The organism is Candidatus Obscuribacterales bacterium (assembly GCA_019744775.1).
Taxonomy (GTDB): Bacteria; Cyanobacteriota; Vampirovibrionia; order Obscuribacterales; family Obscuribacteraceae; genus SBAT01.
The window spans coordinates 18,371-38,648 of the sequence record JAIETZ010000005.1 but is presented as its reverse complement, the minus strand read 5'-3'; the positions used below and the strand labels follow the sequence as shown (position 1 = coordinate 38,648).

Below are 20,278 nucleotides of genomic sequence, written 5' to 3'. Positions count from 1 at the left end.
TGCAAATGTTAGTGATTAATACCGTTACGAGAGCTTATTCATGCGAAGAGCGGGCATTGGATAGTGTTTCCAGTTGTCGGTAATCAACGTAAGATTGTGCGCGAGAGCGACTGCCGCAATAGTCACGTCCGAAACAGCGAGTGTTATTCCCTTAGCAGCCCAATCGCGCTTTAACAATCCGGCCTGGGCAGCCACGTCCCTGGTTACAGAGAAATATTCCAAGCTGTTAATAAACAACTCTGTTGCTACTTTCTCTTTAGGACGCATGCCGGCGAAAATTTCAGTAACATTGATAGAGCAACAAGCAAGTGAATTTCCTGCCGATAGCAGATCTTTCAATAGTTCGACTCGTTGTCCTTTACGATTGAGAACATCAATGATTACGCTAGTATCCAAAAGGTAGGTCGTCATCGCTTCGATACTTTTCTTGCAAGACGATCTTCCTCGCCTTTGCGCATTTCATTCACCCAGGCAGCAGCGCCATTTTTTAGCTCAGGATGATCAACGTCCTGCCATGCGCCGGCAGCCTTATCCAGAGCCTTTAACATGCGCAGACGTTGCAATTCTTTCTGGGCAGATTGAACCAAAAACTGGCTGCGCCCACGCTTGCCCACGAGCTTGTCGATCTCCACGATCAGTTTTTCTGGAATTACTATGTGTGTTCGACGAATAGTCACATTCTTAGTCCCACTTACTATGCACACTTTAGTTTAATCTATTGCGCACATCTTGGCAAGAAGCCAAGGATTCTTACTCGAGGACGGTTCTTACTTTCCAAAGATCCGGGAAGCAGCGCTTGGTTAGCGTGGATTGTAGATAGCCGACGCCTTCTGAGCCACCTGTGCCGCGTTTGAATCCTATGATGCGCTCGACGACGGTGACGTGATTGACGCGCCAGAGATAGACTAGTTCGTCGATCTCGACAAGTAATTCTGCCAGATCTGATAAGTCGGCATAAGTGTCGTCGTTTCTATAAAGCTTTGCCAATTCCTTAACGCGAGCGTCTTCGTCGCCTTCGGGAAGAGTGAAGCCGTTTCTTTTCAATAAAGAAGTGAATGCATCTTGGATAGATGGTTGCTCAAAGCGTTCTTTGAGACCTTCATAGGCGATAGCATCTGACTTGAAGTGCTCAAGCATGCGTGCGTCTTTGGCACCTAGTGTAAATTCGACTTCGCGAAATTGGCTCGACTGAAAACCAGAGGCCGGATTTAAATTGTGGCGGAAGCCGAGGAAATCTTGCGGAGACATTGTCTCGAGAATGTGGATTTGCTGGACGAGCAGTTTGAGAATTGCGACAACGCGACGCAGGAAGAAATTTGCGCGGCGGATGTTGTCTTCGGCGAGCAAGGACTTTACGGTGTCTAATTCGTGCAGGATGAGCTTGAACCAGAGTTCGTAGGTCTGGTGGATGATGATGAATAGAGGTTCGTCGTGGTGAGGGGGGTCGGAGAGACAGACTTGCAGGGTCTTTAGCTCGTTGACGTGCAAATACTTGTTATAAGTTACGGGGCTGCCTTGAGTGCCGCCGTATTTATCTGTGCCTTTTTCGCCTTTGGCACTTGTTGCTGTCATTGATTTCTCCTTGTGGATTTTTTAAAAGGGCGCATGCAATGCGCCCCTACAACGCTGGTTATCCGTCGGCGTTCTTTTCTTTTTTCTTCTTAGCTTTGGATAATTGCTCGTAGGCATCAACTGGCAACGTGGAACTCCAAGCACTGTCTTTTCCTTTTGCGTACATCATGAAATTCGTACCTTTGGGCATTGGTACTCGTTTTGCCAACGGGTAAGTGTACAAAAGGTCCTGGGCCTTCTTAATCAAAGCCGGAAAGGAAACTTGATACGTCTCCATTTTTATATTTTCCGGAGTCACATGGAAAATCTTATACGCGCAAGGATAAGTCACAAGTCCAGGATTTGTTATGAACCATGTTTTGCCACCGCGCCCCAATTGATTGACATACAAGTGCGCCGATAGCGCCAAGTTGACTGAATTGGCAGCGTAAATTGCATCAAACACTTCTTGCCCATTTGGCAAAAGGTAATCCATCAACTGTGTTTCTGCAGCACGGAAAGGCGGCGGATTCAATATCGGATGATGGCTTACAAGCACTGTGAATTTGTCGGCGTTCTTTTGGAGATCATTTTTCAGCCACGTAAGTTGTTGTGCATCAACGTAGCCGCTTGTCGAACCAGGCTGACTAGTATCCAATCCGATTAAGTGCACGCCAGGGAGTGGCGAGTGAGACCAGTAAGGCGTGTCCGTTTCGATTCCACGACCATGCCAATCAGGGCCAAATGAACGCATCTTGTTGATTGGGCCATCGCTAGCAGCGACATCGCACTCACCGAGCACAAACGACCATGGCGCATTAAGTCCTTGAACAATATCTAAAAACAGTTGCCAGTTTTCGTCGTCTTTGCCAAGCCCATGTACTTGATCACCACCAAAGAGCACAAAATCAAGTTTTTGTTGATTGAGCTTGGCGACAACGTCTTGTAAAAACAATTGGCTCTCGTTTGTCAGAACAAATCCATCAGGCACGCCGTGCGTCAAATGAATGTCACTGACAAACGCAAACGAGAAGGGACTAAAAGATTGTTGAGCTCTTCCCGGCAAACACGGCAGTACCGTGGTGGCAATGGCGCCCAAAATAAAAGATCGTCGACTTATGTAATTGCCTTCGCTCATCGACTGAATATTAGAAGATCTAGCCCTTCATAATCAAGGACATAACTTCCGAGCGTGAAGCTTGATTTGTTTCAAACAAGCCGCGAACTGCCGATGTAATTGTTCTAGCACCCGGCTTTTTCACACCGCGAATGGACATGCAAAGGTGTTCGGCTTCCAAGACCACGATGACGCCGCGTGGTTGGAGTTTCTTAACCAAAGCGTCGGCAATTTGAGTGGTCATGCGCTCTTGTACTTGCGGGCGTTTTGAAACGAGTTCAACAACGCGAGCCAATTTCGAAAGTCCGGTGATGCGACCGGCATTGGGGATATAGCCGACATGGGCAACACCCATAAACGGCACCAGATGATGCTCACAAAGGCTGGCAAACTGTATATCTCTTACAAGCACTAGCTCATCATTTTCAGCTATAAATTCGCAGGTGAGTTCAGATGATGAATCGACATCGACTCCATAGAGCAATTCTTGATACATGCGAGCTACACGAGCAGGCGTATCGAGCAAACCTTCGCGGCTTGGATCTTCGCCGACGGCTTCCAAAATCATCGTCACGGCTTGAGCGATTTTGTCCTGGTCAATTTCCTTGAAGAGACTTTCGTCCCTCTTACGTGGCTTAGACAAGGCTGCCGCTTGCGCGGTGGCGCTCTTTCCTGTGACTGGCGTAAAGCTCATGGATTCCATCTTTTGTTCCTTCTGGCGTTACTTGAATTTCTTGGCTTCTTTAGCTTGACAATGGTAATGCCTTTGAGCTGTTTCCAAGTAAAGCTGAGTGAGAATTTAGTTACCGGACGCATGCAATGCGCCCCTACGAAGTTATACATAAACTGTATTTCACAAGATCTCTTGTTATACTTGGGTGGTTAAGACCAGCTGAGAGCTGGTGCTGTCAGGCGCCCCATGGGACCGACGTTTTGAAATTTGGAGAGAGAAAAGAAATATGACCGCGACTATTTCGCAGGAATTGGACATCAACCAGATTAAGAAGTTGTTGCCACACCGCTATCCGTTTTTGCTTGTCGATAGAGTTACTTACATTGAGCCTGGACACAAGGCCATCGGATACAAAAACATGACTGCCAACGAGCAGTTTTTCGAAGGACATTTTCCATTCAAGCCGATTATGCCTGGCGTTCTGATGGTAGAGGCATTGGCACAATTAGCTTGTATCGCAATTCTGGTAAAGCCTGAATATAAAGAATATCTCGGCGTATTTACGGGCATTGATGGTTTCAAATTCCGTCACATGGTTATTCCTGGTGACAAACTGGAACTCGAAGTTGAACTCATCAAAATGAAGGGTCCTATTGGACGTCTCAAAGGTATTGCACGCGTCGGTGACAAAGTCGCTTGTGAAGGCGAAATTTCGTTCGCAATGATCAAGCGTGAAAATGAAGCCTAAGCAAAAGGAAATAAGCAATGAGCATTAACACAACGACCACTCGCATTCACTCAACAGCAGTAATCGCAGACGGCGCTCAGATTGATCCAGCAGCCGAGATTGGACCATACGCAGTAATTGGACCAAATGTAAAAATCGGCGCCGGAACAAAAATTGGTGCTCATGCCGTAATCGATGGACACACAACCATCGGCAAAGATTGCAAAATCTATGCCGGTGCTTCCATCGGGCTCGAGCCGCAAGACTTCCGCTACAAGGGCGAGCCGACAGGCGTCATTCTTGGCGATAGAGTTACTATTCGCGAATACGTAACCATCCATAGAGCCACAGTCGAAGGCTTCACCGAAATCGGCGACGATTGTTTCTTGATGAATTACGTGCACATTGCTCACAACTGCAAACTGGGCAAAGGCGTCATTCTCGCTAATTCAGTGATGATGGCAGGACACGTAACTATCGGCGACGGTGTCGTGATGTCCGGAATGTGTATCTTCCACCAGCACGTTCGTGTTGGACGCTTAGCGATGCTTTCCGGCATGACCGGCACAAGATCCGACTTGCCGCCGTTTACAACATGCGACGGTCGTCCGGCAATGGTACGTGGCGTTAACGTCATCGGCTTGCGCCGCGCAGGAGCTGGACAGACAGTTCGCACAGCGGTCAAGGAGTCTTACAGACTCTTGTATCGCTCGGGTCTCAACGTGTCACAAGCGCTGGCTCGCATCGAAGAAGAAATTGAACAATTCCCGGAAGTCCAGGAAATTGTTGCATTCTTCAAATCAAGCAAGCGTGGTTGCGCAGGTATTGCCATACCTGGCGCTGAAATCATGGACGAGTTTCCTTCCGACGACATTTAATGATTGAAGGCTACAAATCGCTGTTGCGCAACCGGGACTTCATGTTCCTGTGGGTAGCGCAAATCTTCTCACAGCTAGCAGACCGCGCTGTGTTCGTGTTGTTTGTGGCGGTTTTGACAGCACAAGAGACTTTGTCACAAGCAGCGCCGACAGAGTTTCATGCGCCAGCCGGTGCTGCGCAAATGACTAGTTGGTTGTATGTTGCCTTTACTATTCCGGCTGTGTTGCTCTCACCACTTGCCGGAGTTTATGTTGATCGCGCATCTAATAGATCAGTCATGGTGTTCTCAAACGTTGTCCGTGGAATTTGCGTGGCACTTGTATCTATGCCTTCTGTAGAAAGGCATCCTATGCTTGCCTATTTCCTAGCATTTCTCACATCAATCGGTGCACAATTCTTTGCACCAGCTGAGACTTCTTCTATTCCCAGACTGGTGAAGCACGAAGATCTGTATCACGCCAATTCGCTCTTTTTTACAACAATGATGATTGCGCTTGGTTTTGGGTTCGCAGTGGGAGAACCAATTATTTCTCACATTGGTCTGGCTGATGCGCCATTTTTTATTGCATGCTGCTTCTTTATTGCCGCGCTGCTCTTGTGTTTTGTCAAAGACAATGTGCCGCATACAACCAATCGCGAACCCTGGTGGGAAGAATTACGATTCGGGCTATCGTACATTTCCAGCAACGCCACAGTATTTCGTGCAATCATGAAAATCACAATTTTATTCAGCACGATTATTACGCTCAATATTATTGCTGTTGCTTTGAGCCAACAGGTTTTGCACATCAAGCCATTCCAGTTCGGCTGGATAGTTGCCGCTGCCGGTCTGGGCATGTGTGTAGGTAATTTCGCCACGGCTCACTATGGTCAAAAGATGAAACCAACAGCACTTGCCTATCTGGGCTTCACCGGCATGGGACTCTTCATGAGCATGCTTGGATCGTTAGGCTTCATTCAGACACTTCTATTGCCGGAGTTAGGACTATCGGAAATGGCGTTCCATGGGGGATTTGTGGGCAGCGCACTGATACTTTCAGCATTTACCGGCGTTTGCTGCGCCATGGTTGCCGTGCCCACACAAGCATCGTTGCAGGCAGCCGTGCCGGAAAACTTGCGTGGCAAGGTGTTTGGGGCTCAAAATACAGCAATGTCTGCAGCCTCTACAATTCCGGTTATACTGGCCGGTGTAGCCGCTGATAATTTACCCGGCGGAGTGTCCACAACTTTGATAATTGTTGGAGTACCAATGCTCCTCTCAAGCATTTATCATCTGCTTCGCACAACTAGAAGAGAACGTTTAGAAGGTATCTATTAGGACAAGGGCGCATGCAATGCGCCCCTACGGACGAACCAGACAGTCCAACGGGGAGGCGGACCAGACAATCAGACCGAACGAGGGACGGAACAGAGATTCACACGGACGGATCGAAGAGTCACAAACATGGCTAAAGTAGTTCACTGGACACCGGCATTTGCCAAACGACGCGCGCATAAGACATCGCGCATCTTCATTTGCATTAACGGCGAAGGTTATGGACATTCCAGTCGAGCACTTGCAGTTGCCAGACACTTGGATCCTGAAACGGTAATTTTCGGTACATACGGATACGTAAAAAAACGCATTGACCGCGCGGGCTATCGCACTGTCGAAGTTGGTCCGGAAGTGAAATTTTTCGGCGAAGATGGTTCGTTTGAACTTTCAAAAACAATTCTCAAGAACGCTAGTGCGCCTTTGACCATGGGCAAACAATTTCGCGAAGAATTGAAAATCATGAAAGACTACAAGATAACTTGCGTACTTTCTGATTGTCGTGCCGCCAGCGTTTTTGCTGCTGCAAAGCTAGGCATTCCTTGTTTGTACATGACCAATCAGACGGAGTTTGAACACTTTTTCCATAGAAGAAAAAACAAGCAGGGGCAAGACCTGCCGCTTGCTGAACAAACAAAAGCCATTCAAGATGCCATTCTTGGAGGCGCCGCCGAGCCACCGGTTGATTTTGCCGTGCGAGCCATGTTCAAAGAGATAACAGAAATTATCATCGCGGATTTTCCGCCGCCGCACACGGTGTGTCTACCGATGCTCAGCCGCAAGCCACAGGTAATGAAGTTGCAGCGCATGGTGGGACCAGTAACAAGCTGGACTGCAGACGAAGTTTTGAGTCATGGCAGGCCGGCTTCGGGTCCGTATGTTGTCGGTACACTAGGCGGACATGAATATAGATTGCCTTTGTTCAATGCGTTGGTTGAGGCAGCAACCTTGATGCCCGATGTGCATTTTGATGTTTTCTCCAGCTTTGTACCTGAACATACCCCGCCAAATCTGCGAGTAATTGAATTCACCGAAAATCCGGAGCGCTATTACAAAGCAGCAGATCTTGTCGTATCTCAAGCGGGACACTCAACAGCTATGGAACTCCTAACACTTGGCAAGCCGTCACTTTTGGTTCCTGATTACAAACAAATCGAGCAAGAATCAAATGCTCAGAGATTAGTCGAACTTGGAGTCTCAAGCCAAATGACTTATCCGGATCTGACAGCCAAAGCCATGGCAGACCGCATTCGTCATCACTTGCAGACGCCGTCCTATGAGGTAAGCGCTTATCAATTGGCACGGCTTGCCAATGAAATGAATGGCGCACGCCGGGTTGCCGCGCTTGTCAATGAATATGGCAATCGCATCCACGCATATTGAGGAGATTATTTGTACGTGAGAATTAAGAGTAGAAGTTGTCAGTGACAGTAAACTTGTAATCGGTAGACAAGATGTTTAATCGCATTCTATTAATTGCTATTTTCGTAGGCGCCTGGCTGACACTCAAGTACATCGATTACTTTGTGCCGGGTCCGTTCATTCTTATATTGATTTGCGGCATTTGCATCATGATGATTTCGCACTGTGCTTGGCTTTTGGCAGCACAAAAACGTTGGCACAAGAAACTCAATCGCGCAAAAGATCGCCCGCACCCGCATAATGAGTTCGGCACTACGGTCAAAGAAGGTGCCGAGTCGGAATGGCAGCCTACAGTCGATCTTTTTATAGCGGCCAAAAACGAAGCGCGTGTAATTGAGAAAACCGTGCGCAATATGCTGAAGATTGATTATCCGAATTATTTGCTTTGGGTAATTGATGATAATTCAACAGACGAAATGCCAAAGATACTTGAACAGCTAAAAGGCGAGTTTCCAAATTTGCGCGTTTTGAATAGACTGCCCGGTTCGTATCCAGGTAAGTCGGCAGCCCTCAATGAAGCGCTTGCTTTATCGAGAGCGGAAGTTGTTTGTGTATTTGACGCCGATGCTTATGTAGCTCCGGATTTCTTGAGGCTGACATTGCCTGTACTGGCGCCGGAAGATGTCGGTGCGGTGCAAGTGCAGAAGAAGATATACGAGAATCAAAAGGGCTTTTTAGTCGAGTGCCAGGCATCTGAATATGCTGTCGATGCCTTCTGGCAAATGGGGCGCGACTTGATAGGCGGCGCTGTCGAATTGCGCGGCGACGGACAACTTATCAAACGCAACGCGCTAATCGATGTGGGCGGCTGGAATAACAAGACGATCACTGACGATTTGGATTTGTCCATGCGCTTGCTCATTGCAAACTGGGACATTCGTTTTTGTCCCTTTGCTTGTGTATATGAAGAAGCAATTGAAACCTGGAAGTCACTTTATCGGCAGCGCAAGCGCTGGGCTGAGGGCAGTATTCGTCGCTATTTAGACTACGTGCTGCCGTTGAATGCGCCATCGCGTCTGTCACTTACCGAGCGACTTGACTTGATGGCGTTTGTTGGTGAATTTACCGTGCCGCCGCTTGTGGCGATGGAACTGCTTTCCGAACTTATCAACTTTATTGTTGGCGGTCCGAACTATCCGCGCTTTTTCGTAATTGTGTTGATGGCTGTGGCGCTTGTTTGCCAATTCAACTTCTTCAATGGAATTCGTCTGTATAGACATAAGTCGATTCCGGAAACGCTTTGGTTGACGGCTTGCTTGACCTTCTACGCCAATGTAATTTGGATGCCGTGTATTTTCTTGTCGCTGTGGCGCATTATGTTCCGCCCGCAAGGCTTCAAGTGGCAACCCACGGAACACTTCGGAACCTAACATAAGGCTCCGGTTCCAGCAGCGTATTTGAATAACACACCGCTTCCTCCTTCGCTTGCTGTCGAGCCTTACACGTGCGCTACACTGCAACCGCCTCCTCGGCGCTTTTGCTCCGCTTCATGCTTATACGGGCGCATGCAATGCGCCCATACGATCGCCAGGCAGGAGTGTCCGATAACGACCATTGATTTATATCTGTCGTAATCTCGCGTTACCTTGGCGGCAGAATTAACCGCTTGCGAACAGAATTAACCTCGACTACTCAAGAGGGAAAAATTGGATTTCCAAGAGAGAAAATCGATCGAAATCAAATTCTTGAAAAGTCTCGAAAGTTAGAGCTGGCGCGAGTCGTAATATCTGATCAATATCAAAACAGGATCGAATCACCATCGCTTGAGAATCAATTGTTTCGTTAAATTCAAATTCTCAGACGCGAAGATTATCAACTACAGCTTCTAAAAGAGGCTTGAATACTGAGTTTGCATCATTCAGTGCGCAATGACACCATTTGTCAGTAGATACAACAGTGTGGATCTTAATAAGAAAATGGGTACAATTGGTAATGTCTTAGGATTACTAGTCCTATGACATTCAACAAAATCGTTTAAGTTGATTGCTAAGAGATGGAGATTGGCATGCGTAAAAAGTTAGCGTCCTCTTTAATGATCGCTGCAGCTATTGCCGGCACCTGCGTGGCGCCGTCTTATGCTGATGACGACACATTTAAGAGCATTGTGATGATTCCGTGGAAAGTAGCGGGATCAGCAGTTAGTACCGTAATCGGAGTTCCAGAAGGCGCCACCAAAGATGGCACCAGAGGAGCAATCATGGCTACCAAATGGGTAGCTGGTAAACTCGGTGACGAAGACGGCATGTACCAGCAATGGGCCGGTGGTATCGTTGGCGGACCGTTCGGTGCTGCTGGTGGTGCTATCTATGGTTGCTTTGACGGTGCTTGGCACGGTCTGAAGACCGGCTACGAAAAGCCGTTCAGCAAGGATTCGTTTACTTTCAAGGATGAGTAATTATCCAAATGAAGTACGAGTTCATTGAGTAATAAAGAGATAGTGGTATCGGGGGTGGTTCTATGGAACCATCCTCGCTTTCCCAATTTAAGGTGGACGAATAAAATGAAAAACAAGGTTCTTACTACAATCGCAGCAGCAGCAATTGCAGCTGGTTTTGCTCTTCCTTCATATGCTGATGGAGTTGTCGGTTCAGGTATGTCTTACCTGGGCAGAACAACAGCCCTCATCATCGATGAGCCGGAAGGTGTTGCTTTGAATTCTCTTTGGTACCAACCAAAGAAAATCCAAAAGCGTTTGGCTGTTGCCTTCGGTGACGAAAAAGGTCTCTTCCAGAACCTCGCTGGTTTCGCTTTAGGCGTACCAACAGGCGTAGTCTGGGGCGTACCGGCTGGTATCATCTACGGTGGCCGTCATGCATGGTCAGCTGGTTGGGACAAGCCGTTCAGCACAGAGTCTTATATTGTTCCTGAGTCCGAGGATTAAATAGTACCTTTCGCTATTGCCTGGTAGGTACAACGCATATATACTGCTTTCCTCTAGAAAGTGAGTGCAAATAAATGAACAGAAAATATCTGGGTCTCATGCTTTGCTCACTAGCGGTAGCAGTAACATCAGTAACCCCGGCCTTGGCTATGGATTACGAAGCCAAACCGGTTAACTGGGTTCTGCAGGCTCCTGTAAGACTGCTCGGAGCAGTCTCAGCAGGGATCTGGTGCGGTGCTATCAACGCTCCGATTGATGATGGATACCATGGCTTCTTGAAAGGTACGACTCACGTCGCCGGTAAATTCGGCGATGAGAAGGGTGCCGCTCAATTAGCAATGGCCACACCAATCGGGGGGTCGCCCGGCTTAGTGCTGGGTAGCCTCTACGGCGTCCACCACGGGTGGTGGCATGGTGTCGCGTACGGATGGAAAAAGCCATTTAGCCGCTGGTCTTACATGACCTCCGAAGAAAAATAGTGATATTTGGATTCGGATCTTTGTAATACATGCGACGTGAAGGGTTGCGATGAGCAAGCCGCAACGGAGCAGCAGCGAAGGCGAAAGCGAAAGCTGGAGCCGGAGCTTTACAAGCTAGAAAGTGGTAAAAAACAATGCGCAAAAAAGTTCTGTCCGCAACGTTGGCAGCTATGGCTCTCATCTGTGGACTGGCAAATATGGCTTCAGCTTATCCTGAAAGACCAGATTCGGCCAGGGTGCAGTACGAGCTTTGGTACCTTCCAGTGCGTGTCGTCAATGCTGTCTCGGCCATTCTTTGGGATGTTCCAACTGGAGCATTTCAAGATGGAATAAAAGGCGCCATTGGCTTTACTAAAATGGTTGCTCGCAACCTCGGTAAAGAAGATGGTGTTTACGAGTTAGTAGCCGGCGGTCTCACTGGTGGGCCGGTAGGTCTAGTCCAAGGGGCACTTTACGGAACAATGCATGGTTTTGGTTACGGAGCCAATCACGGCTTCATGGGCTATCCAAGCCCATACAACGGTAGCCATCGCATGCTATTCCAAGGCGTAGCCTATCGCGTCCCTTACGACGAAGACTACTAGGACATCCGCAAATTATGCTTTAGGACTTAGGGAATTCGTCACTGAATTTCCCCAGGCTTGTTGCTCAAATTTTAGGATCGCCAATCTCCAGACCCTGATTCCCTCAAACGGAATCAGGGTCTTTGTTTTGACAATAAACAGTTAGTTTATTAGCTTGGTTTAATATTGAGTCGCTACGGGTATAAACCTTTTGGCACTTTCCCTTTACGCGACAACGATTTGCCGGTTTTACCATGAGGTGTGAATATGCGAACCCGCCGTAAGTCAGGAAATACTCTGGCACTCGTTCTTGTAACACTGGGTGTCATGCTGGCGATGTTCGCCTTCTTTATACTCAACCTAAATCAATTGACAGGCGTCCACAAAGAAACAATGAACGCCACCGACTCGGCTGCATTACAGGTAGTGGTGGACATGTGCCGGATTGTTGTCGACGGTCCACTCGGTCGGATAGGATTGGTTGATGATCCGGCAAGCACCACCTCCGCGCATCCTGTCAAAAGCATCAACACTATTTATGCTGAACTGCGCCTTAACGCTTTGGTGGCATCAAAGCTTTCCGATAATTCGAAGAACAATATTTTGTATTTGGTGAAGCATGATCTGAGTCTGGCAAATACTGCTCGCGACATTCTAAGAGACAAACTTGTTTCCGCTCTAGGCGGCGGTGCCAACGCGTACGATAAAAACGGCACGGCAATTAACGTCGTAGCCAATGCGAAAAGGATTTACGACGAGAATCAACACCGCATGGGACGTGACTCTTCAACGTCATACACCATCCTTATAGATCCAGGCACCGTGAATGCTCCAGCCGGTACCGGCGAAACAACAACAAACATGCCTTATGGTGATAATGCACAATCAGCCAGCGGCGATGTTATTGCTTACAGCAGCGGAAATTGCTTTGTCGACAACGCAAACAGACGCTGCTACCGACCCGATGTAGATTACCCAGTACCAGGGGTCAACGGCACCAACGTTCGATTCGTCCCAATGACTTGGGATTGCCGACTGGTACCAAATGGGTCATTCCGCACAACTACTGCATCTGAAATACCTGTTGCTGTTAGAGTAACCGTCAGCGAAGGCGTAAAAGGAATTGCACCGCACTCAAAAGTCAGACCAACGACAGCCATCCGCACGGTTGCTTATGCGCAATGTGGAGGCGGCGGTGGAGGCGCTTATGTCCCGGCAACGGGCACTTTGCTCGTTGGTTTCGGAGCAGGTTTTCCAACTGAACCGGGCAATGGTCTGACATTCAATAAAGGCGTCGACGGCATCATGAATGCCTCAACACTAGACAACAGCGGAACCAGCACTTATGCCAATTGGAATGCGCCGAGCAAGGGCAATTGGTTTACGGCAAGCAACGGCCCGGTGCCAGGTAATGGTTCACTCGTGGCGACCAACTACAAAGGTATCGCCGGCAAAGCCAATGACGATCCCAGCATTAGTCTTGCGTTTTTGACTTATGACTGGCTCAAGTCAGTAAGCTTGCGAGCCAACCCGGATGCACTTGTGAAAGCGCTAAAGGCTGACATCAAGGCATACGCCTTATCCGGCAATAGCAGTCCTAATACGTACACGTCACATAATAATGATTGGGTGCCACCTGCTTATGCCGAGACCGGTCGCGTGAATGGAACAACGACGCCGGCGCTGATTATCAGCGAAAGCATGCGTGATCCGACAGGCAGCGATGATCCTAGAAATTTACTTAGATGGATGGAAAATCAAGACGCCTACCAGCGCCAACAAGCGCGCATGTGGGGATACTTGCCTGCTGATCCGGTTATCGGACCAAGAGCATACATGGGTGTGCTCACGGATGACGGTCGCTATGTGACTATGGACGGCAATCCAGGTTCGGACATGTTCCAAATGACCAATGAGATGATGCTGACCAACCAACGAGCAATAGAGACCTTTAAACACGGTATCCAGGCATTTGCAAAGCTCTATAACGATGCTACAGGCAAGCCCGGTCCAGTGCCCGATCTAAATACAGAATCTGAATTCAACGAGGCTCTTGAACGTGAAAAGACGAAAGAAGGAGCCCAGGTATTGGCGGACCATCCACGATTGGATCATGCACTAAATAATGCTTGCTATGTAAGCGCGACGACAACAGCAATGTACGACAACTTAAAAGCTCTAACTGGCGGCGGTGTCCGTAAGGTCAACGAAAGACACTATGTTGTTATGGGCAGTAACTTTTATCCGATTGGCCGCGCTGCAACCGTTCAAGACCTTCTGACAGATGGACCAATTTCAACCGGACAAGACCCAAGTGCACCAGCTGCTGATTGGGGTGTGGCGACTCAAAAGGTTGGCAACGAATTTAAGAGCAAGCTGGAGGTCTTTAAACACGAGGGTGACCCAGCAATCGGCCATTTGGATGACTCGCAGTCACACATACTGCAACCGGCTTATGCTCAGAGCGCCAAGCCGAATAACAACTTCAAGCTGCTCTTCAAAGTAGATGGTGGCACTATCAAGACAGCCAGAGGAACAGTTTTGCCTAACGGATCAGGCAATATCAAATTGTTCAATGTGCAAACGACACCTTTTGCCAACGTGCCGATTGCCCAGGGACAGGCAAGTTATCAGAACTCGCAAGCGATTATCATCAAAGAAAAAGATGGCAGCACAGTTACTTGGCAGGTACAAGGACGTGACCTCAATGCCAATGCTTATCCTGCGACCACAGGACCCAATTCACCACCGCCGAATCCCTCGTCGGCAGCTAAACACTATTCTGCTGCTACAAGCTATGACAAGGCGTGGTGCTCGGATCCCAGCGGTTGTCCAGTCCTAGCTTCAGAGTGGGCTGTGACATGCCCCGTTGTAAAACCACCGCCGCCGCCTCCTCCGCCGCCACCACCAGCGGTGCCCCCTTACACTCCACCGCCCAACCCATGCGCGGGCTCTTATTGGGTCTCCAGGCGCTGGGTCTGCGGATATTTTGGCTGGATGCCAATCGAGTGTTGTACGCTGGAACAATACAACGGATGCGGACAGCTAATCGGATCGGCGCATAGCTGATTGCAGTGATACTCCCTAAAATCCGGACCTGTTCGGAGCGACTGTATTTGCGAGTCGACAATCGGGTGATGATACGGGTGGAAGAAATCAAATGCGCGTAGCGACTCATCAACCTGGCGCGCCATGATGCAGGGCGCTCGATTTGGTACGACTTGCCTTAAATACTACCTTTCAACTTTTCGCATTTTCGACCTATTCTCTTGTCGTATTGTTTACTTGTCCTCTCGTTGACTTTTTGCCTGCTTGACTAGTGGTGCCACTATTGGTACCATGTCTTTATGTCAAGCTCAAAGAAAATCCTTGACCAAATGAGGAGCAATCCGAACAACGTTCGTTTTAACGATCTTACAAAGATATGCGAGGAATTTTTTGGACAGCCGCGACAGACAGGAACAAGTCATACCATCTTCAAAACGCCATGGCTTGGAGATCCACGAATCAATATTCAAAATGCCAAAGGCAAAGCGAAAGCATATCAAGTGAAACAAGTATTACTAGCCGTTGACAAGCTTCAACAGCAGAAGGCAGAGCAGAGCAAATGAACATCGATCACTACACTTATCGAGTCACATGGTCACCAGACGACCATGAATTTGTAGGTTTATGCACCGAATTTCCGTCGCTCTCATGGCTAGATTCCAGTCCAGAACAAGCTCTTAAGGGAATTCGACAAACAGTCAATGAAGTCGTTGGAGATATGGAATCCAGCGGTGAGTCGATTCCGATACCGTTATCCGAAAAGCATTACAGCGGCGAATTTAGAGTGCGAATCCCACCAGAAGTACACCGGTCACTGGCTATGGAAGCAGCGGAACAAGGTATAAGCCTAAACCGGTTGGCAAGCGCAAAACTCGCCGGCAACTAAAGTGCGGACGAACTTGAGCAGGGCAAGCTTTCACGGATCCGATAATGTATATTATGTTTCACGGCGTTTCGCCGAAGCCTGAAATGCCCACCCAGTACGGCTTTTCGGGCATGCCCTGTTATACGGCTTTGTACGGGATTTTCGCCAAACGGGGTTGGTTATAGCACCCCCTCTTTTCCCTTGACTTGTGTGTTTAACAACGATCGCAGAAAATGATCAGGTGAAGTACAAGCTTTTTTCTACGCTTCTAATAGCTGTTCATTTAGTGCTGACGATTTCGCCAGTACAAGGAGAAACGTTTGAAGCCGTCGACAAAATCGAACTGAAGCAATTACTACTGAAAGCTAAGGCACTAAGCTTCAGCGGTCATCCAGCCGCTGCAATACCAACATATAAACAAGTACTCGCAAAAGATCCAAACAACGCTGAAGCATTCGCAGGATTAGGTTGGGTGTACTACCAATCCGGCAAAGCTTCTGAAGCCATAAGCAGCGAGAGACGAGCCATCACTCTTGATCCGTTGAGCGCCGAACCACATTACTTTCTTGCCGCGATCTATTTTTCACAAAAACACTATCAGACAGCGCAAAATGAACGAATTAAAGCAGCCGAGTTAGCAAAAAATCGTCCCTGCAATTGCGGTCACGTTTCCGAATTGTCCAAATCAAATCAGTAAGCCTAATCGTCAACTTGTCGTCTTGTCGACTCGTTAACCTATTTACTTGTTCATTTGTCGACTTGTTTTCTCGTTAATCTGTTAATTGTTCAACTCGTTTACAAGATCACTTGTTCTCTTCTTGAACATTTCTCCAGTCGTATATTGCTCAAGTCATCTATTTCAATAGTAAGCAGTTCCATCAGTCGATCCACCTTTGCATGTCGTAGGGGCGCATTGCATGCGCCCGTGAAACCAACACTTAACGAAGTAGCCGAATCAGCAACAAGCACTCAACTAAACCGCCCTCAATCATTTGTGATCGCCGACAAACAAGTCCAGCCCATTCGTCGTATTGTCGACCAGTCCATCTGTCGACCCGTTCACTATTTTACTTGTTTAATAGTTGACACTTCGAACAGCCGAATTGTCGCCGTTTCGTCTGATACAGTATGTCCAATGACACAGGCAACTATATCCCAAATACCACCCGACTTTGCAGCAGCATTGCAGTCATGCGGAGCTTGGTCTCCGGATTGTCCGATCCCTCTGACCAGACTCTGCCTCATCAGCTCCATCCCATACGTCGATTTCAGCAACGTCGAACATAATGACGGCGAGCTAGTGGTATTAGATGTGGTGGCACCTCGAGTCGCCCAAATCTTCCATGAGCTATACCAACGCCGCTTCCCCATTGCCAAAATCCGTTCCATTCATCACTATCAAGGAAACGACGAGCTCTCAATGTCCGACAACAACACCTCGTGCTTTTGTCATCGTCCTATCGAAGGCAGCGACAAAGCCTCGATGCATTCGTATGGTCTTGCAATTGATGTCAACCCCGTGCAAAACCCTTTCATAACGTTCGAACCTGGCAACGAACACAATCCAATTATTCAGCCCAAAGAAAGCTGGCAATATCTAAACCGACACAACCAAAAGCCAGGCATGGTAGAAGGAATTGTCACAGTCTTTGCCGAACACGGCTTCATACGCTGGGGCGGATCATGGACAACGCCAATAGACTTTCATCACTTCGAAATTGCGGACGATCAAGCACAAACTCTTTTGCGAGCAACAAGCTTATGAAGGCGGCAGATACAACTGGAATCCACTTACATGAAAGCTTGTGATCACACACGGCAAAGAGCCAATTAACATAATCGTCACCTCGTGGAGCTCAGTCTAGCAGGAGAAATTTTCTTTCCACTCTTCTACCAATGCGATTCTTTCCGATTCGTACCGCTGAGGTATGGCTAGAACCATTTGCGAAGATGGTCTGTACGGGCCTGCGTTGCAAGCATCCATTAACTCGTAACCGAGACTCTGAAGCCAGGCGAGTATATCTCTTGTCTTTGAGTCTACACATTCAATAATTAGCATCGGTTGACTTCGTTGGATAGTTTGTTTTAGCCCATCCAAAACCCGGTGTTCAGCTCCTTCTACATCTATCTTGATCAGATCAGGTACGGGTAATTGTTCTCGTGCTGCTATGCTATCCAGCTTCGCTTGGTCCACCTGAATTATGGGAGCAACTTTACCCCATTGTATTTCGCCAAAGTTGCGCGTTCGAACTTCTAGAGTGCCCGTTGCACCAGATAATGTATCAACAGCAAAATCCGCCTTTCCGTCAATATCAGACGCTGCCAATTGAAATAGAGTGACAGTTTCCAGCCCAGCACCTTTTACCGTTTTTCTGATGCAATCTGCATTCGTAGGATCAGGTTCAAATAGGAAGCATTGCACCGAACGATCTTGCCCGAGAAGAAGCCAAGAGTAATAACCCAAATTAGCTCCAACGTCCCAGAATATGTGCGGGCGAAGCCTCTTAGAAATAGCCCGAAAAAGTCCATCTGTGTAGGGTTCAGCAACACCGCTACCCAAAACCCAGGACAAGTCCCTAATCGACAGAAGATACACATTCCAAGGAATGCCCGGCAAACGCCAAGCGATTTGCTTGTTGCAATTATCAAGCAAGAAATCGTAAATCAACCGATTTTGCCTGAGGTAATGAAGAGGATGGTACTTTTCGCGGATGTACTGAATGACCTGTCTCATATGCACACAGTGTACTTGATTAAGCCAACACGCAACCGAGCGGGCGCATACAATGCGCCCCTACGAATTAATGGCGGACATCAACTTTGCTGCAAATAAACCGTCAAGATTCGTCGAAATGTACCCAAACAAAATTCCGCCAGTTTAGGTTAGCATTTTTCAAAACTAAAATTCGCGATCATTTACATTCGGAATGCCTTCGAAACAGCGCCTGACAAGAATTAGAATTGTAAACTAGCCTGTTACTGAGGCTTCCAAGCCAAGTACAGATCAGTGAAATTGTCTCTGAATTGTTTAAGAGTCATCTGGCACGTGCCCTGAAAACTCGAGTCGTCAGCGCCATGTGGATTGCGTATGGTGACCAGTCGTTTGTTATCGTCATATGACAAAACGCTGTAAGCATGGAGCGTTTCAAGTCCATCGAGATGTGGACGAATGTCCGCTATTCGTGTGCCACAGGTCATTGGTATGTGTTGTTCGCACGCGGACTTCAGTTTGGCACTTATATCATTCTCGTCGGTCATAGGAAGAATAACCATGTGGTGCTTTTGTCCTGTTATTTTATTTAGGACACGTTCAGTCTGACCTGGGATATCCGTCAGTTGATATGGCAGCATGGTGTTGACCACGGAGCCAAGTCCGAGCTTACTATATTCCGTTTTTAGTTGCTCACCATAAGCTTTTTCAATCAGCAATGGCCAAAGTCCACCTTCGGTACTGGAGCCATAGAGCATTTTTTCAGCCTCTGTCAGACCGTTTATTGTTATTGAGCTATCGGCAAAAGTTACTGTATATGTTCCATCTTTGTTGCTCTGAATCATACTTTTTATTAAGTCAGGTCGAGCCTCAGCAATTGATGCCACGGCTGCATGAAAATAGCAGTCTGCCAACAAGCCTTGTTTGACAAACTTGGATTGAATACTTTTCGCGGCATCGCCTGAAAGAGAATATAGATGGCGGTGGCGATTCTTTCCGTCGATATCGTGCAAATTACGATAAATGCTTCCAATTTTTGCTTCGGTATTATTCAGCATGCCAGCCAATTTCGACCAATTGTCTAACTTCTGTACGGAAGACGAATTGTAAACAGCAATGTCCTCTTTTCCGATGATCGCCTCGACGCCAGGACACTTCCATGTAAGGGACGACAGATCGTCGAAGCTTCGGTAAGCAATAGCTGCAAAACGAGCGACGTCTCCTTTTACTGCTGGGTTTGTTATTGCATTTCTAAGTTCAGCCTTGGTCAACTTACTGTCTTTATTGAAATCTATTTGTGGCAATGCTGACTGATACAGTCCTGTTAATTCGTCGCCGGTCAAATCTGGAGTCGCAACTTTATTAATTCCATCGGGATACCAGGTACGTTCTTGAGCAGTCTTCCATTTTTTCGATATTATTCTGCCGTCATTGAATACAGTTATACAACCAAGTGTGTCCAGGCATTTTCGGTTGCCTTCATACCATGAATAATCATACTTGCTTGGTTTTGTCCAGACAGTACCATCGGGCAATTTTACGCGGTTAGCTTCATCGTCGTCGTAGCTAATCTCAGCCTTTTTGCCATTGGGATAAGTAATTGCTGCGAGTTTGTCGTCTTTAAAGGCTAGGCTCCAACCCTCGCAATATTTGACTGTGCGCGCATCTTTTGCAGAAGCCTCACTTGCAGCGCATTTGCTTGACTCTAAATCTCTCATCCCAGCCATTCTCTAAATACTTGGCTCAAGATTACGATCCAAATTGACCACTGTCAGTGGGGAAATCACGAAGGACTAATTTAAGACCAGCTACGGCAACGTTTTTGAGCCAAGAAACTCTCTCCATCTGAAAATTATTGCTACTTTTTTTGGACGAGTTTCATAACCGGCTGATGCCTTGTCTCCTGAAACGCTGACCCTGTCTTGGAAATCACTATTTAAATTTGAAGCCTAATCGTTACGAGGTTATTTAAAAACCAGTTTACGTAGTCAAGGGATGAGGTATATGTAGGTATAGGCGGTTCTACGGCAGAACCAAATTTAACTGGGGCA

Annotated in this window: 21 protein-coding genes; 14 read left to right on the top strand and 7 right to left on the bottom strand. The window is 47.6% G+C overall.

Going from position 1 to position 20,278, the window contains the following annotated elements:
* Positions 1 to 24: 24 nt before the first annotated feature.
* From K2Y22_12595 to folE, 5 genes are all read right to left on the bottom strand, one after another.
* Positions 25 to 411 (bottom strand): type II toxin-antitoxin system VapC family toxin, encoded by a 387-nt coding sequence (locus K2Y22_12595; GenBank protein ID MBX9879290.1) that lies wholly within the window; start codon positions 409 to 411, stop codon positions 25 to 27.
* A complete protein-coding gene (locus K2Y22_12590) occupies positions 408 to 677 on the bottom strand; it encodes a hypothetical protein (protein ID MBX9879289.1) in 270 nt (89 codons plus the stop codon). Before K2Y22_12590 ends, K2Y22_12595 begins: the two co-directional genes overlap by 4 nt.
* Positions 678 to 750: 73 nt before the next feature.
* The gene (locus tag K2Y22_12585; protein MBX9879288.1) at positions 751 to 1,572 is read right to left on the bottom strand and encodes a hypothetical protein; all 822 of its coding nucleotides are present in this window, start codon (positions 1,570 to 1,572) and stop codon (positions 751 to 753) included.
* Positions 1,573 to 1,630: 58 nt separating this feature from the next.
* On the bottom strand, positions 1,631 to 2,689 hold the full coding sequence (locus K2Y22_12580; protein MBX9879287.1) for a metallophosphoesterase: 1,059 nt from the start codon (positions 2,687 to 2,689) through the stop codon (positions 1,631 to 1,633).
* Between the two features lie 19 nt (positions 2,690 to 2,708).
* Entirely contained in the window at positions 2,709 to 3,269 is a 561-nt protein-coding gene (gene folE, locus K2Y22_12575) for a GTP cyclohydrolase I FolE (protein MBX9879286.1), read from the bottom strand.
* 358 nt (positions 3,270 to 3,627) lie between these two features.
* Here folE and fabZ point away from each other — a divergent pair, with 358 nt between their 5' ends.
* The 14 genes from fabZ to K2Y22_12505 all read left to right on the top strand — a co-directional run bounded on the left by fabZ (position 3,628) and on the right by K2Y22_12505 (position 17,282).
* Positions 3,628 to 4,089 carry a 3-hydroxyacyl-ACP dehydratase FabZ gene (fabZ, locus tag K2Y22_12570; protein MBX9879285.1) on the top strand — a complete coding sequence of 154 codons (462 nt, stop codon included), beginning with the start codon at positions 3,628 to 3,630 and terminating at the stop codon, positions 4,087 to 4,089.
* Between the two features lie 17 nt (positions 4,090 to 4,106).
* Positions 4,107 to 4,946, top strand: a complete 840-nt coding sequence (gene lpxA / locus K2Y22_12565) for an acyl-ACP--UDP-N-acetylglucosamine O-acyltransferase (protein ID MBX9879284.1) — start codon at positions 4,107 to 4,109, stop codon at positions 4,944 to 4,946.
* Positions 4,946 to 6,265: an MFS transporter gene (locus K2Y22_12560; protein MBX9879283.1), complete on the top strand. Its 1,320-nt coding sequence runs from the start codon at positions 4,946 to 4,948 to the stop codon at positions 6,263 to 6,265. The genes lpxA and K2Y22_12560 overlap by 1 nt, the downstream gene beginning before the upstream one ends.
* Before the next feature lie 126 nt (positions 6,266 to 6,391).
* Entirely contained in the window at positions 6,392 to 7,642 is a 1,251-nt protein-coding gene (locus tag K2Y22_12555) for a hypothetical protein (protein ID MBX9879282.1), read from the top strand.
* A gap of 71 nt (positions 7,643 to 7,713) precedes the next feature.
* On the top strand, positions 7,714 to 9,051 hold the full coding sequence (locus K2Y22_12550; protein ID MBX9879281.1) for a glycosyltransferase family 2 protein: 1,338 nt from the start codon (positions 7,714 to 7,716) through the stop codon (positions 9,049 to 9,051).
* A 635-nt stretch (positions 9,052 to 9,686) separates the two neighbouring features.
* Complete coding sequence (locus K2Y22_12545) at positions 9,687 to 10,076, top strand: hypothetical protein (GenBank protein ID MBX9879280.1); 390 nt, start codon at positions 9,687 to 9,689, stop codon at positions 10,074 to 10,076.
* 105 nt (positions 10,077 to 10,181) lie between these two features.
* Entirely contained in the window at positions 10,182 to 10,562 is a 381-nt protein-coding gene (locus K2Y22_12540; protein ID MBX9879279.1) for a hypothetical protein, read from the top strand.
* Positions 10,563 to 10,636: 74 nt separating this feature from the next.
* A complete protein-coding gene (locus K2Y22_12535; GenBank protein ID MBX9879278.1) occupies positions 10,637 to 11,041 on the top strand; it encodes a hypothetical protein in 405 nt (134 codons plus the stop codon).
* 134 nt (positions 11,042 to 11,175) lie between these two features.
* Positions 11,176 to 11,625, top strand: coding sequence for a hypothetical protein (locus tag K2Y22_12530; GenBank protein MBX9879277.1), 450 nt, complete (start codon positions 11,176 to 11,178; stop codon positions 11,623 to 11,625).
* A gap of 246 nt (positions 11,626 to 11,871) precedes the next feature.
* Positions 11,872 to 14,673, top strand: coding sequence for a hypothetical protein (locus K2Y22_12525; GenBank protein MBX9879276.1), 2,802 nt, complete (start codon positions 11,872 to 11,874; stop codon positions 14,671 to 14,673).
* Positions 14,674 to 14,981: 308 nt separating this feature from the next.
* Entirely contained in the window at positions 14,982 to 15,215 is a 234-nt protein-coding gene (locus K2Y22_12520; protein ID MBX9879275.1) for a hypothetical protein, read from the top strand.
* On the top strand, positions 15,212 to 15,538 hold the full coding sequence (locus K2Y22_12515) for a type II toxin-antitoxin system HicB family antitoxin (protein MBX9879274.1): 327 nt from the start codon (positions 15,212 to 15,214) through the stop codon (positions 15,536 to 15,538). Before K2Y22_12520 ends, K2Y22_12515 begins: the two co-directional genes overlap by 4 nt.
* Before the next feature lie 220 nt (positions 15,539 to 15,758).
* Positions 15,759 to 16,214 carry a tetratricopeptide repeat protein gene (locus tag K2Y22_12510; GenBank protein ID MBX9879273.1) on the top strand — a complete coding sequence of 152 codons (456 nt, stop codon included), beginning with the start codon at positions 15,759 to 15,761 and terminating at the stop codon, positions 16,212 to 16,214.
* A gap of 228 nt (positions 16,215 to 16,442) precedes the next feature.
* Positions 16,443 to 17,282, top strand: a complete 840-nt coding sequence (locus K2Y22_12505) for a M15 family metallopeptidase (GenBank protein ID MBX9879272.1) — start codon at positions 16,443 to 16,445, stop codon at positions 17,280 to 17,282.
* Between the two features lie 96 nt (positions 17,283 to 17,378).
* On the opposite strand, the gene K2Y22_12500 is transcribed toward K2Y22_12505, so the two are convergent.
* Together K2Y22_12500 and K2Y22_12495 are read right to left on the bottom strand one after the other, a co-directional pair.
* Complete coding sequence (locus tag K2Y22_12500; protein MBX9879271.1) at positions 17,379 to 18,185, bottom strand: FkbM family methyltransferase; 807 nt, start codon at positions 18,183 to 18,185, stop codon at positions 17,379 to 17,381.
* A gap of 308 nt (positions 18,186 to 18,493) precedes the next feature.
* Complete coding sequence (locus K2Y22_12495) at positions 18,494 to 19,954, bottom strand: hypothetical protein (protein ID MBX9879270.1); 1,461 nt, start codon at positions 19,952 to 19,954, stop codon at positions 18,494 to 18,496.
* Positions 19,955 to 20,278: the final 324 nt, after the last annotated feature.

Coding starts and splice junctions, on each gene's coding strand:
- K2Y22_12595 (MBX9879290.1), bottom strand. CDS start 411: ATGACGACCTACCTTTTGGATACTAGCGTAATCATTGATGTTCTCAAT.
- K2Y22_12585 (MBX9879288.1), bottom strand. CDS start 1,572: ATGACAGCAACAAGTGCCAAAGGCGAAAAAGGCACAGATAAATACGGC.
- K2Y22_12580 (MBX9879287.1), bottom strand. CDS start 2,689: ATGAGCGAAGGCAATTACATAAGTCGACGATCTTTTATTTTGGGCGCC.
- fabZ (MBX9879285.1), top strand. CDS start 3,628: ATGACCGCGACTATTTCGCAGGAATTGGACATCAACCAGATTAAGAAG.
- lpxA (MBX9879284.1), top strand. CDS start 4,107: ATGAGCATTAACACAACGACCACTCGCATTCACTCAACAGCAGTAATC.
- K2Y22_12560 (MBX9879283.1), top strand. CDS start 4,946: ATGATTGAAGGCTACAAATCGCTGTTGCGCAACCGGGACTTCATGTTC.
- K2Y22_12555 (MBX9879282.1), top strand. CDS start 6,392: ATGGCTAAAGTAGTTCACTGGACACCGGCATTTGCCAAACGACGCGCG.
- K2Y22_12550 (MBX9879281.1), top strand. CDS start 7,714: ATGTTTAATCGCATTCTATTAATTGCTATTTTCGTAGGCGCCTGGCTG.
- K2Y22_12545 (MBX9879280.1), top strand. CDS start 9,687: ATGCGTAAAAAGTTAGCGTCCTCTTTAATGATCGCTGCAGCTATTGCC.
- K2Y22_12540 (MBX9879279.1), top strand. CDS start 10,182: ATGAAAAACAAGGTTCTTACTACAATCGCAGCAGCAGCAATTGCAGCT.
- K2Y22_12535 (MBX9879278.1), top strand. CDS start 10,637: ATGAACAGAAAATATCTGGGTCTCATGCTTTGCTCACTAGCGGTAGCA.
- K2Y22_12530 (MBX9879277.1), top strand. CDS start 11,176: ATGCGCAAAAAAGTTCTGTCCGCAACGTTGGCAGCTATGGCTCTCATC.
- K2Y22_12525 (MBX9879276.1), top strand. CDS start 11,872: ATGCGAACCCGCCGTAAGTCAGGAAATACTCTGGCACTCGTTCTTGTA.
- K2Y22_12520 (MBX9879275.1), top strand. CDS start 14,982: ATGAGGAGCAATCCGAACAACGTTCGTTTTAACGATCTTACAAAGATA.
- K2Y22_12515 (MBX9879274.1), top strand. CDS start 15,212: ATGAACATCGATCACTACACTTATCGAGTCACATGGTCACCAGACGAC.
- K2Y22_12495 (MBX9879270.1), bottom strand. CDS start 19,954: ATGGCTGGGATGAGAGATTTAGAGTCAAGCAAATGCGCTGCAAGTGAG.